The organism is Leptospira koniambonensis, from assembly GCF_004769555.1.
Classification (GTDB): Bacteria; Spirochaetota; Leptospiria; order Leptospirales; family Leptospiraceae; genus Leptospira_B; species Leptospira_B koniambonensis.
Map to the genome: position 1 here is coordinate 773,101 of NZ_RQFY01000004.1, position 18,191 is coordinate 791,291.

Annotated in this window: 18 protein-coding genes; 11 read left to right on the forward strand and 7 right to left on the reverse strand. The window is 37.9% G+C overall.

The window, feature by feature from the left end; genetic code table 11:
• Positions 1 to 200: 200 nt before the first annotated feature.
• The 3 genes from dnaA to EHQ52_RS07690 all read right to left on the reverse strand — a co-directional run bounded on the left by dnaA (position 201) and on the right by EHQ52_RS07690 (position 3,711).
• Positions 201 to 1,508 carry a chromosomal replication initiator protein DnaA gene (dnaA, locus tag EHQ52_RS07680; RefSeq protein WP_135614623.1) on the reverse strand — a complete coding sequence of 436 codons (1,308 nt, stop codon included), beginning with the start codon at positions 1,506 to 1,508 and terminating at the stop codon, positions 201 to 203.
• A gap of 314 nt (positions 1,509 to 1,822) precedes the next feature.
• Positions 1,823 to 2,770 (reverse strand): hypothetical protein, encoded by a 948-nt coding sequence (locus EHQ52_RS07685; protein ID WP_135614624.1) that lies wholly within the window; start codon positions 2,768 to 2,770, stop codon positions 1,823 to 1,825.
• 17 nt (positions 2,771 to 2,787) lie between these two features.
• Positions 2,788 to 3,711: a branched-chain amino acid transaminase gene (locus EHQ52_RS07690; RefSeq protein WP_100708670.1), complete on the reverse strand. Its 924-nt coding sequence runs from the start codon at positions 3,709 to 3,711 to the stop codon at positions 2,788 to 2,790.
• Positions 3,712 to 3,821: 110 nt separating this feature from the next.
• Between EHQ52_RS07690 and mnmG the strand changes: the two genes are divergently transcribed.
• Together mnmG and EHQ52_RS07700 are read left to right on the forward strand one after the other, a co-directional pair.
• Complete coding sequence (gene mnmG / locus EHQ52_RS07695) at positions 3,822 to 5,708, forward strand: tRNA uridine-5-carboxymethylaminomethyl(34) synthesis enzyme MnmG (RefSeq protein WP_135614625.1); 1,887 nt, start codon at positions 3,822 to 3,824, stop codon at positions 5,706 to 5,708.
• Between the two features lie 161 nt (positions 5,709 to 5,869).
• Positions 5,870 to 6,484, forward strand: coding sequence for a class I SAM-dependent methyltransferase (locus tag EHQ52_RS07700; protein ID WP_135614626.1), 615 nt, complete (start codon positions 5,870 to 5,872; stop codon positions 6,482 to 6,484).
• Between the two features lie 85 nt (positions 6,485 to 6,569).
• Here the strand turns inward: EHQ52_RS07700 and EHQ52_RS07705 are convergent, their stop codons facing one another.
• Positions 6,570 to 7,313 (reverse strand): hypothetical protein, encoded by a 744-nt coding sequence (locus EHQ52_RS07705; protein WP_135614627.1) that lies wholly within the window; start codon positions 7,311 to 7,313, stop codon positions 6,570 to 6,572.
• A 311-nt stretch (positions 7,314 to 7,624) separates the two neighbouring features.
• Between EHQ52_RS07705 and EHQ52_RS07710 the strand changes: the two genes are divergently transcribed.
• From EHQ52_RS07710 to EHQ52_RS07730, 5 genes are read left to right on the forward strand one after another with little or no spacing between them, the layout of a single operon-like run.
• Positions 7,625 to 9,085, forward strand: a complete 1,461-nt coding sequence (locus EHQ52_RS07710; protein WP_135614628.1) for a M20/M25/M40 family metallo-hydrolase — start codon at positions 7,625 to 7,627, stop codon at positions 9,083 to 9,085.
• A 1-nt stretch (position 9,086) separates the two neighbouring features.
• The gene (locus EHQ52_RS07715) at positions 9,087 to 9,878 is read left to right on the forward strand and encodes an RsmG family class I SAM-dependent methyltransferase (protein WP_135614629.1); all 792 of its coding nucleotides are present in this window, start codon (positions 9,087 to 9,089) and stop codon (positions 9,876 to 9,878) included.
• Positions 9,853 to 10,614 carry a ParA family protein gene (locus EHQ52_RS07720; protein ID WP_135614630.1) on the forward strand — a complete coding sequence of 254 codons (762 nt, stop codon included), beginning with the start codon at positions 9,853 to 9,855 and terminating at the stop codon, positions 10,612 to 10,614. The genes EHQ52_RS07715 and EHQ52_RS07720 overlap by 26 nt, the downstream gene beginning before the upstream one ends.
• Positions 10,614 to 11,495 carry a ParB/RepB/Spo0J family partition protein gene (locus tag EHQ52_RS07725; protein WP_135614631.1) on the forward strand — a complete coding sequence of 294 codons (882 nt, stop codon included), beginning with the start codon at positions 10,614 to 10,616 and terminating at the stop codon, positions 11,493 to 11,495. Before EHQ52_RS07720 ends, EHQ52_RS07725 begins: the two co-directional genes overlap by 1 nt.
• Positions 11,496 to 11,526: 31 nt before the next feature.
• Complete coding sequence (locus tag EHQ52_RS07730) at positions 11,527 to 11,952, forward strand: acyl-CoA thioesterase (RefSeq protein ID WP_135614632.1); 426 nt, start codon at positions 11,527 to 11,529, stop codon at positions 11,950 to 11,952.
• Here EHQ52_RS07730 and EHQ52_RS07735 read toward each other — a convergent pair.
• Genes EHQ52_RS07735 through EHQ52_RS07745 form a run of 3 tightly spaced genes read right to left on the reverse strand, consistent with a single transcriptional unit; the run spans position 11,949 to position 13,782 of the window.
• Positions 11,949 to 12,455, reverse strand: a complete 507-nt coding sequence (locus EHQ52_RS07735) for a YaaR family protein (protein ID WP_135614633.1) — start codon at positions 12,453 to 12,455, stop codon at positions 11,949 to 11,951. The genes EHQ52_RS07730 and EHQ52_RS07735 overlap by 4 nt on opposite strands.
• On the reverse strand, positions 12,452 to 12,799 hold the full coding sequence (locus EHQ52_RS07740) for a bactofilin family protein (RefSeq protein ID WP_008589609.1): 348 nt from the start codon (positions 12,797 to 12,799) through the stop codon (positions 12,452 to 12,454). The genes EHQ52_RS07735 and EHQ52_RS07740 overlap by 4 nt, the downstream gene beginning before the upstream one ends.
• Entirely contained in the window at positions 12,799 to 13,782 is a 984-nt protein-coding gene (locus tag EHQ52_RS07745) for a M23 family metallopeptidase (protein WP_135614634.1), read from the reverse strand. The genes EHQ52_RS07740 and EHQ52_RS07745 overlap by 1 nt, the downstream gene beginning before the upstream one ends.
• A gap of 119 nt (positions 13,783 to 13,901) precedes the next feature.
• Here EHQ52_RS07745 and EHQ52_RS07750 point away from each other — a divergent pair, with 119 nt between their 5' ends.
• From EHQ52_RS07750 to EHQ52_RS07765, 4 genes are read left to right on the forward strand one after another with little or no spacing between them, the layout of a single operon-like run.
• Positions 13,902 to 14,708: a TatD family hydrolase gene (locus EHQ52_RS07750; RefSeq protein ID WP_135614635.1), complete on the forward strand. Its 807-nt coding sequence runs from the start codon at positions 13,902 to 13,904 to the stop codon at positions 14,706 to 14,708.
• Complete coding sequence (gene serS, locus EHQ52_RS07755; RefSeq protein ID WP_135614636.1) at positions 14,701 to 15,954, forward strand: serine--tRNA ligase; 1,254 nt, start codon at positions 14,701 to 14,703, stop codon at positions 15,952 to 15,954. Before EHQ52_RS07750 ends, serS begins: the two co-directional genes overlap by 8 nt.
• A 53-nt stretch (positions 15,955 to 16,007) precedes the next feature.
• Positions 16,008 to 17,285, forward strand: a complete 1,278-nt coding sequence (locus tag EHQ52_RS07760; protein ID WP_135614637.1) for an OmpA family protein — start codon at positions 16,008 to 16,010, stop codon at positions 17,283 to 17,285.
• A 53-nt stretch (positions 17,286 to 17,338) separates the two neighbouring features.
• Positions 17,339 to 18,190, forward strand: a complete 852-nt coding sequence (locus tag EHQ52_RS07765) for a substrate-binding periplasmic protein (protein WP_167492190.1) — start codon at positions 17,339 to 17,341, stop codon at positions 18,188 to 18,190.
• Position 18,191: the final 1 nt, after the last annotated feature.

Consider the following 18,191-nt stretch of genomic DNA (forward strand, 5'->3'; position numbering starts at 1 on the left):
ATATATTGAAAAGTACAATTTCCAGGACCCGGAAAAAACTCCTGTGTATCTGCTATAATAACCTACAAAACCGAAGTCTATAAGGGACAATAATTTTGTGTTATGTCTTATTTACTTGTTATGACTAAACTATTAACTAGTTATTTACAAGTTATCTATAGGTCTATGTCGCTTTCAGATAAGAATTGAAACTATGTTTTTTATTGGAAACGGAATCGATTCAGAACTTCTTCTACTTTAATGGAAAATTCTTTATCATCTTTCATTTTATTTTCGATGTTACGAACAGCATGGATTACAGTTGTGTGTTCTGCAGAAAACATTCTTCCAACCTGACTTTTATTCAGTCGGAAACCTTTGTGTAATACATACATACAGAGATGTCGAGGGATTACATACTCAGGCTTTCTACTCTTACCCATCACTTCATTCGGATCCAAATTATAAAGAGAAGAAATATGTTCGATAACCTTGTCTTGGCTAAGTTGGAAATTCTTTTTACGGAAGATACGATTCTTCAGTATCTCCTCTATCATTGTTGTTGTGAAGAATAGATGAGAGAATGCTCTTTTGTGAAGAGCAAGATCATTCAAAGCACCAAGAAGTGCACGAGTATCATCTTCGATCAAATCCGCAATGAACTGTATATGCTCATGAGAAAGACCCAAATTCAAAATTTGGCAGTTCTTTTCTAGAATTCCGATACGAATATCTCTATCAGGTGGTTGGATATCCGCCTGAACACCTGTTACAAATCTTGATTTTAATCTTTCGTGAAGAGGAAGTTCGGAACTAGGACGGTCAGATGCAATCACTATCTGTCTTTTTCTTTCGAATAGAAAATTAAAGATTGAGAAGAACTCTTCTTGTGTCTTCTCCGCTCCTGTGTTCAGAAGTTGGATATCATCGATCAATAGACAATTATAAGATTGGTACTTAATTTTGAAAGATTCGATTGAGTCTCTGGACTGAAGGGCGAATAAAAACTCGCTCATGAAGGACTTTATATCTACGTAATGTACAGTTTTCCAAGGCTCTTTTTTGAGAATTTCGGAACCTATAGAATGAAGAAGATGGGTTTTACCTACTCCAACTTTCCCGAATAAGTATAATGGATTGATCTCTGCAGGATTTTTTACACATTCCATTGCAGCGCTGAAAGCGAGGCGGTTCGTATTTCCTACGATAAAATTATCAAAAGAGTAATCCGGATTAAAAGAATAAGACTTATCTTTGAATTTTTCCTGAAGAACTTCGTTTAAATTTGAAGCTGCTTCTAAAATGATCTCAACTGGGACTCTGTTTCCACTAGCTCTGAAGATCGCTTCTTCTATATGATTTTGGTATTTTTTCTCAACATGTGTCTTTATGTTAGAAGAAGGAGCTATGAGGATGCAACGATCGTCTGTTAAACTCTCTAATTGTAAGGTATATATGAACTTATCAAAGTACGTAGGAGGAATTTCCTTGGAGACTTCCTCTAATACACGCTTCCAGCTAGGGTCCAAACAAAACTCCAAAGAAAAAAATCCAAAACGCACCGACGACTTACTGAATACGAAACTCGTATTTGTCTCGGAAAAGAAAAAAAATAATTAGGAAACGGTCCGAAGGACCATCCGACGAGATTACACTATTTTTCTCATGTCAGTCGCATACAAATGAAAATTCGGAAATCGAAAAGGAAACCTTAGGAAAAACACAGTAGATTAGTGATAGATAAATCATTATGTCGCTTAGTGTAATTACTAGTATTTTGTTATATTTAACCGTTGTTATGCGAAGTGAATGTATAGAATTTAAAGAAAATATAAAGGAATTTTTATTTTTGCTCTAAAAGGGAGAGTTCGTGTATAAGCAAGGATAACGCAATATTCTCTTGCCCATGTATTCTTTCGTGTAATTTTTCCTTAAAACGAAAGATTGCTTCCATCTTTGGCAGATTAGAATCGAAATCTGATTTGGAAAACTCCTGTAATAATAATAATCCGATCAAATCCAAGAAGTCTTTGAAGGAAAAATCTTCTTTCCAATTAGCATTTTCTTCTTTGAATTCGAGTATCCATTCTTCTAATCTAAGATAATCCAATGGTTGTCTTAGATTTCCATTGATCCTTTGAGAAATTTGTTCGAGGACCTCAGGTGGACAATCGAATGATACCATACTTCCGCCTTTTGCAGGAAAGTAAGGTATTGAATTTTTATTATGTAGTTCTTTGATCACTTGTTGAGGAAGATAACCGAAAGGAATACAGACTGCTCTACTCACGATTGTTTCTTTCAATTGTTCCAAGTCGTTTACAATAAATATAAAACGAGTGAAGAAGGGAGCTTCTTCTAAAGATTTTAAAAGTGCAGTCTCTGCTTCGTTGCCTATCAAAGATGCATCTGGTATAATTATAAATCTAGTCTTAGAAAGATGAGGTCTATAATAAAGTCTAGTACGGATCAACCAGCGGATAGTGAACTCTTCCGGGTTATCTTCTTTACCAATTGCGATTTGTTTATTCTTCTCTAGTGGAAACCAAACTATATCAGGATGAGAATGGTGCATGAATGCTCTGCAAGAAACGCAGTGCCCGCAAGATGTTCCTTCTAAACAAAGAACATGTCTGATAAATCTTTCGACCGCTGATTCTTTTCCGGTGCCTTCCGGTCCATGAAAGATAAGTAAGGGAGGAAGAAGGTCAGGTTGAGATGAGTATTTTTTTAAGAATACTAGAGCTCTTTCCTGGCCTTGGATTTCCTCAATACCGAATGCAGAAGACATGTTCCTTTTATTAAAGATTAATAAACAGGAGTCAACCAGTGTTTGTAGTTTTGGTTTTTTCCAACTACTAGATCAAAGAATGTGGACTGAAGTTTTTTAGTGATCGGTCCCATCTCTCCGGTCCCGATCTTTCTTTTATCAACTTCACTTACCCAAGCGATCTGCACACCAGTTCCGGAGAAAAAAATCTCATCAGCGATATAAAGTTCACTTCTTGTGATATCTCTTTCGATTACTTCATAACCAGAGTCTTTCGCAAGTTGCAGAACGGAACGTCTTGTGATCCCTTCTAACAAAGAAGAAGAGATAGAAGGTGTAATGATCTTTCCATCTCTCACTAAGAATATATTTTCTGCAGAACCTTCGCTTACAAAACCTCTACTGTCTAAGAAGATTGCTTCGTCATATCCGTTCTGAACTGCTTCCGATTTTGCAAGAGCTGAGTTTACATATCCACCGGAAACTTTGGAGAGAGTAGGGATAACTGTGTCATCAAACCTTCTCCAACTAGAAACCATAGTAGTAAGCCCACGTTTGGTATCTAAGTAATCATCCAACTCTAAAACATAAATTGCAAGTTCAGTAGGAACATCATGGAACCTAGGAGAAAGTTGCAGAGCAGAAGTGTAGATGAAAGGTCTAAGATATACGTTCCTTCTGTATCCGGATTGTTTAAGTAGATCTAAGGTTATGTCACGGAGTTCTTCCGGAGTTTTTGTGAATTGCAACTGCATGATCTTAGTAGAATTCACAAGACGTTTATAATGATCTAAGATCCTGAAAACATATAAGTTATCAGAACTAGAATCATAATATCCTCGGATACCTCCGAAGACAGTGGTTCCATATTGTAAGGCGTGAGTTTTGATGTTTATATTTGCTTCTGACTCCGGGACTATTTTTCCTTCGAAGTAAGAGAGTTTCTTGATGGATTCGGGCATGTACAGGGAACCTGAAAGTGATACTATTGATTACATGATTCTAAGCATAGGCTCTACTGTCGACTAATGATCGATCTTGTGATGAGCTTATGCAGGAGTGCAAGGTCTGAATGAATTCTTCTTTTTTTCCCAATCGATTTGATTGTGTTGTGGTCGGTGCTGGTCACGCAGGCTCCGAGGCTGCCTATGTCTCATCTATTGGTGGTGCTAGAACTTTACTCATCACAATGAACTTAGATACGATCGGACAAATGTCTTGCAACCCAGCTATCGGTGGGATTGCAAAAGGACATATGGTTCGAGAAGTAGATGCGCTCGGTGGCTTAATGGGAAAGGTCATCGATGCTACTGGTATTCAATTCAAAATGTTAAATACTTCAAAAGGTCCTAGCGTTTGGGCCCCGCGTGCTCAAGCAGAGAAGAAAGAATACCAACTAAAAGTAAAACATACACTTGAATCTATTCAGAACTTATCCATCAGACAAGATACGGTAGAAGATCTTTTGATAGAAGAAGATCGTATTGTTGGAGTTCGGACAGGAAGAGGTTTCGAAATTTTCACAAACCATTTGATCTTAACTACAGGAACATTCTTATCTTCTATCGTTCACATAGGAACTTACCAAAAAGAAAACGGAAGATTCGGAGAACCTACAGTCAAAGGTCTTTCTCATTCACTCGCTAAGTATAATTTGAAATTAGGAAGATTGAAAACAGGAACTCCTCCTCGTATTCATAAAAATTCCGTGGATCTTTCTGTGATGAGCGTTCAAGACGGTGATCCGGATCCTTCTCCTTTTTCTTTTTCTACAACCAAGATCACTCGTAGACAGATCCCTTGTTATATCACTTATACGAATGAAAAAACTCATCAGTTGATCAATGAGAACATTCATCTTTCTCCGATGTATTCTGGTCAGATTAAATCAACAGGACCTAGATATTGTCCTTCGATTGAAGATAAGGTTGTTCGCTTTGCTGATAGAGAAAGACACCAAATCTTTTTGGAACCAGAAGGATATGATACACAAGAGATTTATCTAAACGGAGTCTCCACTAGTCTTCCAGAAGAAGTGCAATGGAGACTTGTGCGTTCGATTGCTGGTCTAGAAGAAGCAGAGATCTTAAGACCTGGATATGCAATTGAGTATGACTATGTTGATCCTACAGAATTAAAACCAACATTAGAAACTAAAAAGATCAAAGGCCTTTATCATGCAGGACAGATAAACGGTACTACAGGTTATGAAGAAGCTGCGGCCCAGGGTTTGGTTGCTGCTTATAGTGTACTTTCTTCCTTAAGAGGGGAGGAGCCGATGTTGTTCTCAAGAGGAGAATCTTATATTGGAGTTCTTGTAGATGATCTAGTTCATAAAGGTGTAGAAGATCCTTATAGAATGTTCACATCTCGTGCGGAACATAGACTTCTTTTAAGACAAGATAATGCGGATCAAAGACTTATGAAGTATGGATATAAGATGGGTCTTGTATCTGAAGAAACTTACAATGAGATGACCGGCAGATATAAAAAGATCTCTGAAGTTAAGGAAAAGATACAATCTACTCCTCTCAAACCTTTACCTGAGTTCGAAGCTTTATTGGAAAGAAAGGGAATCCAAAGTTTAAAGTACGGTGCGAAGTTGGATTCATTTTTAAAAAGACCTGAGATTGCTTTCGAAGATGTTAAGTTCCTTGTGCCTGAGTCAGAGGAACTAAGCGTTCAAGACAGAAAGGTAATCGAGATGGAGATCAAGTACGAAGGTTACATCAAAAGAGAACAAGATACTATCGATTGGAAGAATAGATATCTCACTACTCCAATACCGGAGACGATCGATTACTCTTTGGTTCCTGGTATTAAAAAAGAAGCCATTCAGAAACTTACAAAACATCGTCCTTTAAATTTAGAAAAGGCAGCTCAGATCTCAGGTGTAGATCCAAGTGATATTGATATGCTTCTTTTCTATATCAAAGGAAGAAAACCTAGTCCTGTTTAAACTTCTTTAAAGACCTCTGATGAAATGAAAACCCCGGGTTGCCTCGGGGTTTTTTATTGCGGCTTTTAAACTCATCAACTTTGCTAAGTGTAATCGTGTTGGAGTTCCAACGTTTCACGTGAAACGTGAGAAATTCTTTCGGCTCTTCTCTATAAATTTTAATGAACTCAGATTGGATCAAAGGCACTCAAGGTTATTCAAACCGCATTGAAGAGTTTATCAAAGCTACATCTGATATTGATTTCTTCGATCTTCATAAAGACTTCCTCGCTTATATTCCGAAAGAGAAGGGAACAGTTTTAGATCTTGGTGCTGGGATTGGAAGAGATGCTTCTGTTTTTTCTAAGATGGGACACTCAGTTGTTGCAGTGGAACCACTCCAAGAATTCAGACAAGCTGGAGCCGATCTATATCCTTCTGATCAAATTGTATGGGTAGATGATTCACTACCTAGTCTTACAAAACTCTTAGAGTATAATAACCATTTTGATTTCATTCTATCATCCGGGGTTTGGCATCATTTGGATGAAGAAGAGCAGTTATATTCTATGGAAAGAGTATCTGAACTTCTGAAACTAAATGCAATTTTTGCTCTTTCACTTCGCAATGGTCCAGCAGGTAAGGGGACTCATGTGTTTCCAACAGATGGAAAGGTCACCATTGATCAGGCTTCAAAGTTTGGTCTTAAGAATTTACTAATTATAGAAAACCAACCAAGTCTGATGAAGAATAAAGAAGATGTTACTTGGACTAGATTAGTCTTTCAAAGAATATAAATATTTATCTATGCTGCGGTAAGAGTATAAAAAAGGGAGAGCAGATCGCCCTCCCTTCTATCCGTTTCACGTGAAACGTAGGGGATTATTTTCCGTAAACAAGCTCGTGAGTTTTTTCCACGGCCCATTTATCTCCCTGCTTGATCAAGAATGTGAATTGTTGTAAACGATTCTCTTTGTCCCAGATCAATCTATTCATTCTTTCAATCGTTCCTTGGACATTCATTCTACTTTGAAGTTTTCCATTTGAATCAAAAGTCAGAACAGTAGATGCAGCTTGTTGTTTCTCTTCATTATAAATGTTCTGTTGGAATAGTCCCGGCTTATTCGGGTCTTTTACGATAGCAAATCTTTCAGTGGTCTTTGCATCTGCCCATTCAGTTTGAGCTTCTTTTATTAAACCATTCTCTCCCCATGAGATGATCGTGCAGGTAAGTATATTTTTTCCTTCTTTATCAACTAGTTCAATAGATGAAAGAACTCCTGCTTTATTATATCCGAAGTTTTTAGATTCAAGATTTACTCCGTCTTTATTATAGAGTTCTTCTTTAAGAATTTTTCCATCTCTATATAGGAACTTAGTGAAACCATCTGGCTTTCCGTCTTGTCCGATATAGTTTTCTTTAACTAATTTTCCAGAAGGGTCATATTCATACTTTGCAGTATAGATTAAATTACCTTTGGAATCTCTTACTAGCTCTTGGGTAGGGCCGCCCTTTTCAAAACCTAAAATGATCCTATCAGTATGAGACCACTTTCCAGGAGTGAAAGAATGGATCGGGCTGATGCAGAAGATGAAAACGAAAGAGAAGAATACTCTTTTTAACATGGAGATTACCTCCCTCTAGACATCGACTATTTGTATAAAATGTTAAGAGTCTTTTTAGGAAATTTGAATGGGTTTCTTCCATACTGATACCGGATTAAGATCAGATATTGGGGTCTTTTCTTTTTGTAGTACCTGTAAGACTCTTGGAATCTCATTTAATTTCAGTAGGAAGTCCTACATAAAATTATAACATTCTGCTGGTAGAATCAAAGGAAAACTCCTTGCCGAAGGTGACTGACGGAATAATTTTTTACGGGCTTCTAAGCCAAAAACATTAGAAGCCAATAAAGAAAGATTAGTGGAGAGGAAATATGTCCCTCAAAAAAATCGGGATCACGGTCCTTGCTCTTATTGCGATCTTTTTAATTTATACGATCGCATTCACTGAAAAAGGGATCAAGCCCATCCAACCGGAAGCATCTGTTCCAAGTTTAGATTATTCTTCTCTAAGTGAAGAAGCCGCGAAAGATCTACAAGCTTATATAAGGATCGCAACTATAAGAGGTAGAGAAAAAGAAGGAGCACTCTTTTTAAAATCTGTCTTAGACAAAAGAGGAATTCCTTCTCGCATCATTGAATATCCTGGTAAGCCGGACAGAGCATCTCTTCTTGCCGAATTAAAAGGTAAAGATACAACTAAAGAAGGTTTAATACTCACAAGTCATATCGATGTTGTAGAAGCAGATGCAAAGGACTGGGATGTTCCACCATTCTCAGGAGTAAGAAAAGGAGATAGAATTCATGGAAGGGGTGCAGTGGATGTTAAGGGTCTTGGTATCATGCAACTATATGCCTTCTTATTGATTCATGAGAAGAAGATCCCACTCGAAAGAAACTTAATGTTCCTTGCTATCGCAGACGAAGAGAGCCGTTCAGAACATGGAGCTAGATTCTTAGTAGATAAACATAAAGAAATATTCAATGGATATGAATATGTTTGGAACGAAGGTGGAACTGGGTCGAAGGACATCGCAATTAAAGGATCTAAAGTATTTAATATTCAACTCGCAGAAAAAGGCGCAGTTTGGTTGGACTTAAAAGCTAAATCAATTCCAGGACATGGAAGTACTCCGCCAGTAAGTTACGCTGCAAAGTCCATGGTAGATTTTTTGCAAGATGTGCAGAACATTGGAAACAAAACAATGATCAAGGATGAGACTGCGGCGTTCTTTTATTCACTAGGAGCTATCAGTAATTTTCCAGATTCCTTTGTATTAAAAAGATCTAGAAACCCATTACTTTTTATCATCTTAAAAGGTGTGATCAACTCCAATAGACATCTTAGAGCAATGACTAGAAACACAGTGAGTTTAACTGGTATAGATAGTCATCCTATCGGAATGAATGTGATCACTTCTGAGACAACAGGTTCTTTAGACATTCGTATTCTTCCAGGACAGGATGAGAAAAAGATCTTTGAAGAAGTGAAAGCACTCGGAGAAAAATACGGAGTAGAAGTCAGCGCTCGCCACTTAGAGTCCGGAAGTATTTCTCCAATGGATGGATTACTATTTAGAGTTCTTGCTGGAACTGTGACTGCAGTTGAGCCGGGATCAATTGCTACTCCTTTCTTATCGCCAGGAACAACTGACAGTTCTTATCTCAGACAGATTGGATTAAAATGTTACGGACTCATTCCTGCATTACTTTCCTCCGAAGAGATAGATGGTATTCATGGTAAGAATGAGAGCATGAGTATTCCTCAGCTCAAGATGGGAATTGAAATTTTATTCAAATCCATCATAGAATACAATCACCAAGTCGCAAAGTAGAATGACAGAAACAGAGACAAGCCATCCGGAATTCAATCATGATCCGGATGGGATCCAAGCTGCGGTAAAATATAGATTCCCAAAAGACGCAGATCAAATCCTTCCCCTATTCGATTGGGAACTTGTCTCTTTATTCTTAACCTTCCTAAAAGAGAAAAACCAAGCTGGCGGATTTTTCTCTAAAAGAGATACAAACGAGATCCTAGATCGTCATGTCCTTGAATCGATCTTTCATATTTATAAGATCCATAACATACTTGGATCGTTTAACAAGATGAAGGTGGGAGATGCAGGCACAGGTCCAGGTATACCTGGCTTCTTCTTTCGTTGTTTAGTAGAGAAGGAAAGGCCTAAGCTAGTTCTACTTGATTCACAAAGAAGAAAACTTTCCCACACAGAAACATTCGTTAAAGAAAACAAAATCTTAGGTGTGGATTTCCTTTTTGCAAGGGCGGAGGACTGGAAAACTGACTGGAATTTAGGTGTTTCGAGGGGGTTTGTGCCTTATCCTTGGAGTGCAGAAGTCTTAAGTAGATGTATTATAAAAGGAGGATATTATGTCCCCTTTATTGGGAAAGACGAGTTTGATGCAAAGATTGAAAAGAAGATCTTAGCAGATAGTGGTTTTGAACATACTAAAACTGTATTTTTACCCGAACTTGAATTTTTAGGCATGCGACATATTAAAGTCTTGAAAAAGGTCGGATCGGCAAGGCAAGGTATTCCTAGAGCTTGGAAGCTTCTCGAGAAGGAGAGCAAAGAATTCTATGGGAAAGATCGTATCCATCAGTAATCAAAAAGGCGGCGTAGGCAAGACTACTACCTCCATCAATCTTGCGGCAAATCTAGCTGCGATTGGTAAAAAAGTTTTAATCGTAGATTTTGATCCACAAGGTAACTCAGGATCCGGTTTAGGATTTGAGATCAATACACTCCAAAATACTTCTTATGAACTTTTGATCGGAGAATCTTCCGCAGCGGAGTGTATCAAAAGAACAGATATCGAAAATCTTCATATCATTCCTTCTAATATCAATTTATCAGGTGCAGAAGCTGACCTATTGGGAGAAGAAAATCGTGAATATCGTTTAAAAGATGCGATCGGTCATTTGAGAACCGAGTATGATTATATACTCATCGATTGTCCTCCTTCTCTTGGTGTTCTAACTCTCAACGCATTGTCTGCGGCTGATAGCGTGATGATCACTCTCCAAACAGAATATTTCGCTTTGGAAGGATTAACTCAGCTAATGAAGATCATTTCTTTGGTTCAGGAAAAATTGAATCCTTCTCTTGAGCTCGAAGGTGTACTTCTGACCATGTTTGATAAGAGAACCAATCTGGCACAACAAGTGGCAGAAGATGTTAAGTCTTACTTTAAAGAAAAAGTATATACTACAGTTATCCCTAGGAACATTAAACTTTCCGAAGCTCCATCTTTCGGTAAGTCTATTCTTTCTTATGATCCAGATGGGATCGGTGCTCAAAGTTACAGAAGTCTAGCATTAGAAGTAGCTGGTAAAAATTAATGAGCGCTAGCGCAAAACCGAAAGCATTAGGCAGGGGACTCGGGAATTTAATTCCTGTGTCGGAGGAAAAGTCTTTCAAGGAGGCAGGCGGAGAAGGTTCGCTCAAAGAAGTAAAACTTTCTGAAATCCGTCCGAATCCTGACCAACCAAGAAGAACTTTTAATGAAGAATCTTTGCGTGAACTTGCTGAGACAATTAAGGCTCATGGAGTTATCCAACCGATCGTAGTAAAAGATACTGGTTCTGGATATGAGATCATATCTGGCGAAAGAAGATATCGTGCATGTAAAATTGCAGGATTCATAAAAATCCCAGTAGTAGTTAAAAAAGCGAATGTCCAGCAAACTTTGGAAATGGCTCTTATAGAAAATATCCAAAGGGAAAATCTAAATCCGATTGAAGAGGCTTTAGCTTACAAAACTCTTTCTGAAAAATCTGGATTAAAGATTACTGATATCGCTTCTCGAGTTGGTAAGAACAGAGCGACTGTTTCTAACTTGATCCGTCTTTTACAATTGCCTGATTCAGTTATGGATCTAGTTAAAAATGGTAGAATCTCAGAAGGTCATGCAAGACCACTTCTATCCATTGCTGATCGTAAAAAATCAGAACAACTTGCTTACCAAATTGCAGAGAAAGGTCTAACAGTTCGCCAGGTTGAAGACATCGTTGCAAACTTAACGGAAGAAGCTCCGGTTAAAGAGAAGAAAAAATCCAAACGTAAAGAAGTGGATATTGTAGAACTTGAGAACAAGTTCCGCAAAAAGTATTCTATGAAAGTGGATATCACTCATAATTCTTCTTCCGGAAAAGGAAAACTCAGTATTGCTTATCCAAGCTTAGATGCATTGCAGAAAGTTTTAGATGCCTTAGGGTTATAGTCCGCAGAACTTCGGTTATCAGAATTAGCCTATGAGCGCGAACGATCCTGAATTCTATTATACTCTAAGAGTTCGTTATTCAGAGATAGATGCTCAAGCAGTAGTATTCAACGCACATTATCTTACTTACTTTGATACTGCTCTAAATGAGTACATGAGATTTCTAAAGTACGACTATAAGGGCGAATTAGAGAAGAATGGCCTGGACTTTGTAGTCACTCGCTCTTTGATCGAATATAAATCACCTGCAAGATTCGATGAAGAACTAAAAGTTTATGTGAAAGCAGGAGAAATTAAACCTGCTAGTATTCTTTGGAATATTCAGGTCCGAAAAGTTTCAGACGATAGTTTGGTTTGTAACGGAGAATTGACTTGGGCTTTTTTATTATTGGAGTCCAGAAAGCCTGCAAAGCTTCCGGAAGTATTTAAGAACTTAGGTTCTAAAACTCTATCTTAATTCATCAGGTCTATTAACAGACCTCGAATATCTTCCATTCTTTTCATTAGATCAAAGGTAGAATTCTCAGGATGAACTATAAAATCTGCGAGAGTCTGGATCTTATCATCTACAATCTGAACTACTTGGTAAACTTTTTCAGATCCACCGCGAGCCCTTGTGCGCAAAGTTTCTAAACTTGTATTTCTATCTAGAACTTCCTTTAAGATACCTTGAACGATCCTTTTATACACTTCTAGATTTGCATATGTAGGAGATTTTAAGAAATTTCTCTCTGCATCAGGAAGATCTCTAAGTAAAGAATTTAGATCTCTCGTCCTTTCTTGGTTATAAGGAAGTAGATGTTCAACTAAATCGAAAAATTCACTTTTAGAATCAGGTATCTGGGAATCGGATACTGAACTAGGAACAGGTTGGTATATAGAGGCATTTAGAGAGAGCCCGAAGTCTCTTTTTTTACGTGATTCAGTGCGAGGGTCTTTTTGCTGAGATTGGATCTTCAATGAGTGGTCGGGTTAATCTTACAATTTCCCTCGAATTGTACTCCCTCTTCCATAACTACCTTTGGAGTGATGATATCACCTTTCATACGGCAGCTTGCGAGTAGAGTCACTCGTTCCGACGCGAATATATTCCCATTAATTTCACCGCCGGCGACGACAATACGAGCTTTAATATCCGTATCGACGATTCCGGTCTTTCCGATTAGGACTTTTCCGTCGGTTTTTATGGTTCCCCTAAAAATACCGTCAATACGTAGAAGCCCGGAAAGTTTGAAGTCTCCGCTGAATTCGGCGCCTTCGCCGATGATGCTATTTACTGCTAATTGCTCTTCTGTATGGGCCATCAGTCTTGGATCTGGTTCAAGAATGCAAACGGATCGATCGCTCTGGTGCCCACATGAATTTCATAATGAAGACTGTACTGAGGACTGTTTTCCGATTTTCCAACGAAACCTAATACTTCGTTTTTGGAAATTTGCTGGTTCGCTTTCACTTTTACACGATCCAGATTTGAGTAAATCGTTTTCCAACCGAATTTGTGAGCAACTTTCACAAAGTATCCTGTGTTACGTGTGTATCCAATCTCGTAGACAGTTCCAGGTGCAGTTGCCACTACTTCTGAACCAGCGAAAGCTCCAATATCTAATCCATTATTAAAATCTCTGCGAGCAGTAACTGGATTCAGATATTCTCCGTAAGGATAAAGAACATACCCCTTTACCGGCCAGATGGACGGAGTTTGACGGATTAGATTTTTACGTTTTTTTAATATACTTATGATTTCTTGAGTAAGTTCGTTTGCTACTTTAAGATTATGAACATCTTCTTTCAGTCTAAAAACTTCCGCACCTGGTGCTAAGTTTTTGTCGGAACCAATGGAAAGTTTTTCTGCTCCGCCAATTCCTTTTGCAACTTTGGAATTGTCTCCGGTCAATCTTCCGTAAAGAGCTCCCACATGATTATGATAATATTCAACGTGCTCGTGAAGACCGTTGATCTCTTCTTTCATTTTTGCGGACTGACGGATGAAGTCCTGGTTGGATAAGTTCAACTCGGTAAGCTGGTGAATGGATCCTGAATGGCTAAGAACGTTGATAGAGCTGATGAGAAGAAGGACCAAAATTGTCCCGATGAAGATAGTGATCGCTCTGTAAGAGATATGAAAGTTGATCGTTTTTTGTTCGGAGTGAGGGATCACCATGACGGTGAGTCGTTCTTTGCCCTTCTTATTCCAATTAGCTATTTTGATATCTAGCTTAAGCTTCAGATCTTGGTATTTATATCTGAGCCTATAATAAAGTAGTGCAAGATAGGATTTAAGATTCAAGCTATTATGTCCCAAACCAACGAGTTTTCCCGTTCCGTTGTTATGCTGTAAGGATTCTAAAAAATTCTCTTTTCAGTCAATACAAATCACGAAAACTGCCTTTTAAAAGCCGTTTTCACATGTACTCCATCATCGACACTCACTGCCACTTAGATATTATACAAGAGCAAGGGCAGGATATTGCAGAATCTCTAAAAAAAGCAAAAGAATCAGGTATAAAAAAGATCGTCCAGATTGGTATCGACCTTGAGAGTTCAATTAGAGCGAAAGGTTTATCTGAAAAATTTTCAGATGAAGAGATAGAAATATTTTATTCGATCGGATGCCATCCAACTGAGACTCATGAATTTCCTAAAAAGGAAGAAATTTTGACATTAGTCAAAGAAAACGTGACGGATAAAAAGTTATCCGCAATTGGAGAGATCGGATTAGATTATTATCACGATGCTTCAACTAAGGCGTATCAGGCGGATGTGCTTCATTCTTTCTTAGAAGCGTCTGGTCAGTATTCTCTTCCTGTAGTGATCCATTCAAGAGATGCTGCAGAAGATACAGTTTCTATTCTAAAAGAACATAGGGACAAAGCATTTGGAGTGATCCATTGTTTTACTTATGATTATCTAACTGCGAAGAAGTTAGTAGATCTAGGATATTATATTTCCTTCTCAGGAATTGTTGCATTTAAGAATGCAAGAGATATCCAAGAAGCAGCAGAAAAACTTCCGTTAGAAAGTATGCTCATCGAAACGGATGCACCGTTCCTTGCTCCTCCACCATTCCGTGGAAAAAGAAACGAACCTTCTTATACTAAATTTGTTTTAGAAAAAATGTTCTCTCTCAGAAAAGAATCTAACTCAGAAGTAGAAAAAACTTTGTATAATAATTCCTTAAAATTCACGCAAAGAAAGGCGTATCATCATGATTGATCTGAAATATATTACCGATAACACTGAAGAATTAAAATCTAATCTAGAGCTGAGAGGTTTTAAAGATCTCGCAGTTTTGGACCAGCTTGCAGATATCATCCAAAAGAAAAAAGTCCTCCAAAAGGAAGCAGATGTATTCCGCGAAGAAAGAAATAAAGCAAGTAAAGAGATCGGAAAAGTAAAACAAGCAGGTGGAGATATTGCAGCAGCTTCTGCCGCAGTAAAAGAGATCGGAGATAAGATCAAAAAGATAGAAGATGATCTTGAATCTCTCGAATCTAAACTGCTCGAAATCAATTTAGGTCTTCCTAATATTCTAGATAAAGATGTTCCTGTAGGAAAAAACGAACACGATAATAAAGTTTTGTATGAAGTAGGAGATATTCGAGATTATAAATTTACTCCTAAACCTCACTTCGAATTGGGAGAAGCATTAGGCTGGTTCAATTTTGAGAAGGGAACAAAACTGGCAGGTGCAAGAGCTTACACATATTTCGGCCTAGGTGCTAAATTAGAAAGAGCACTTGCGAATCTTATGCTTGAGACTCATACTACCGAGCATGGTTATACAGAAGTTTGGGTACCAGTCATGGTAAACGACGAATGTATGACTACTACAGGACAATATCCTAAATTTAAGGATGAGTATTATAGATTAGAAAGAGATGAACTTAATCTAATCCCAACTGCAGAAGTTCCTTTAACGAATTTGTATAGAGATGAGATCATTCCTGAAGGTTCTTTACCTATTTCGATTACTGCTCATACTTCTTGTTTTAGAAGAGAAGCGGGATCTTATGGAAAAGATACTAGAGGTCTGGTTCGAGTTCACCAATTCCAAAAAGTTGAACTTGTGAAGTTTGCTCGCCCTGAAGACTCAGAAGAAGAGCATAAAAAGATGCTTTCTCACGCAGAGAATATCCTTAAAAAATTAGGAATTCGATACAGAGTAATGTTATTATGCAGTGGAGATATTTCGGCTGCTTCTTCCAAAACTTATGATCTGGAAGTTTGGATGCCTGGTTTGAATCGTTGGATGGAAATTTCTTCTGTTTCTAACTTCAAAGATTTTCAAGCGAGACGTGGTAAGATCCGCTACAAATCTAAAGAAGGCAAAAATCAATTGGTCCATACTTTGAATGGTTCCGGTTTGGCGATCGGTAGGACCTTGGCAGCTGTTATAGAAACTTATCAAAAAGAAGACGGGACAATCGACTTTCCAGAAGCTTTAAAAAAATATCTCTGATTTTTTCTTCGAAAAAGTATCAGGTTTTTCTCTAAAAGACAGATAGTTAGAGTATGGCTTCTAAAATCCATACTCAATCTTCTATTTCTTTTAAGATCATTTCTGTTTTACTTTGTTATTTCGTATTCGCAGGATTTTCTGTATCCGGTGCAGAAGATTCTTCTAAAGGAAAAGTCGCTCCTTTAAAGGGAGAAATTAACACTTCTTTAAATGAGTTTGGGATCAGTCTTTCAGAAGACGGCAATACTCTTTATTATTATTCCAAACGTAGGAATTCCAACTACTCCGATCTTTTCAAATCAGTAAAAACCAAAAATGGTTGGAGCGCAGGCGTAGAAGTTTCCGAACTAAATTCCCAATATGACGATCAAAGTCCTTTCATCATTGAAAATGAGAAGGCAATCATCTTCTCTTCAAATCGAGATGGAAGTATTGAATTCAAATTAAGCAGCGGGAAGATAGGAGTTTCCAGAGATCTATATTTCGCTACGTTAAAAGATGGAAGTTGGGACAAAGCAACTAGACTGCCTCAAGAAGTAAACACTCCTGCAATTGAAGAGAATCCATTCTTGGCAGGAAGTTATTTATTCTTCACTCGTTATCCGTTTGGGAAAGTTGCCGAATCAGATATTTATATTTCTGAATATAAAGATGGATCGTGGAAAAAAGCAATTCGTATGGAAAGTCCTGTGAATACAGAACATGCTGAGATAGCGGCCACTTTGAGTAGAGATAGCAAGTATTTGTATTTTTCTTCCAATCGTCCAGGTGGTTACGGTGGATTAGATATTTATAAAGTAGAAATCAAGGAAGATGGTACCTTCTCCGCAGCCGTTAATCTAGGACCTGTAATCAATTCTCCCGGCGATGAAGCATTCTACATTGAAACTCCTGACGGCAAAAATGCGTACTTTTGTAGATTGGAGAAAGAAGGCGGGAATTACGACGTCTACGAATTTTCTGTGAATGAATGGGAAGAGTTGAAGAAGAATAAAAAAATCTCCTTGGAATCCATTCATTTTAGAACTGGCTCCTTCGAGATTGAAGAAGAGTCTTATGAAATTTTGGACAGATTGGTAGCCTTCTTAAATGAAAACCCATCGATTAAACTAAAAATCACAGGTCACACCGACTTGCATGGGGATCCGAACGACAATTTAGAATTAAGTCGCAATCGGGCCGGAGCTGTGAAGGAATACTTGGTCAAAAAAGGAATTTCTACGGGTCGATTTACCACAGATGGAAAGGGAAGTAAAGAGCCGATTTATCCGGAAAAAAACCCTGAAACGGACCGCAAAAATCGAAGGACCGAATTTCAAATTTTAGAATAGACTAAAAACTCCTTTAACAACCGGAAGATGCCGATAACCTAGGTATCATGAAAATGCGGAAGCAGTTTCAGTCGGCATTTTTCTCGGCCATTCTCCTTTTTCTTTCTCTAGACTTATATTCTCAGACCAAGGCCATGCCTTCCAGATTGGATTCTGTCCTTTCTAAGAAAGAGTTGGTGGTTGGGGTCAATAGAGTTTACGAACCATTTTATGTCCAAGATCCTAAGGAAGGTTTTCCAGGTTTCGATATGGAACTTGCAAAGTTGTATGCGGATTATCTGGGAGTTGCTCTCAAGATAAAACCTCTTAAAACTTTCCGACAATTTTCGGATGAGATCGCGGCCGGCACGATTGATATAGCGATGGCTGGTATGTCTACGGATTTGAGTCGAGGAAAGACCGTTACTTTCTCTGATCCTTACCTTCTTACAACTCCTGCCGGTCTTGTTAATAAACGTTCTCTTCCTCCTGAGCCGGAAGGTAGTATTGTAACTACTAGAACTTTTAAATCTTTAGAAGACTTAGCAGTTTTAAATGCACTTTCTTTTTCTGTCAGATCCAATACTACAAATCATAATTATCTTTTGAGAAGGTTTGGTAAGAACCAAATTTACAGTTATCTTTCTGATTCTATTGCAATAGATGCATTAACAAAAGGGAATGTGATTTGTTATGTTGCGGATAGCTTGTACATTCTATCCTTACTGCAAAAACAACCAAGTTTGAAAGCAAACTATGTGGCTCTTATAAATCCTGTTATGGATGAATATATCAGTGCTGCATTACCTTTAAACGATCTCGTCTTTGCGGATAATTTTAATTTTTTTATCAAAGAATTAAAAAGAACAGGAGTGATAGAAAGTCTTCGCGCTAAATATTTTCTAGGAAGCGGTTGGGTAAAATAAT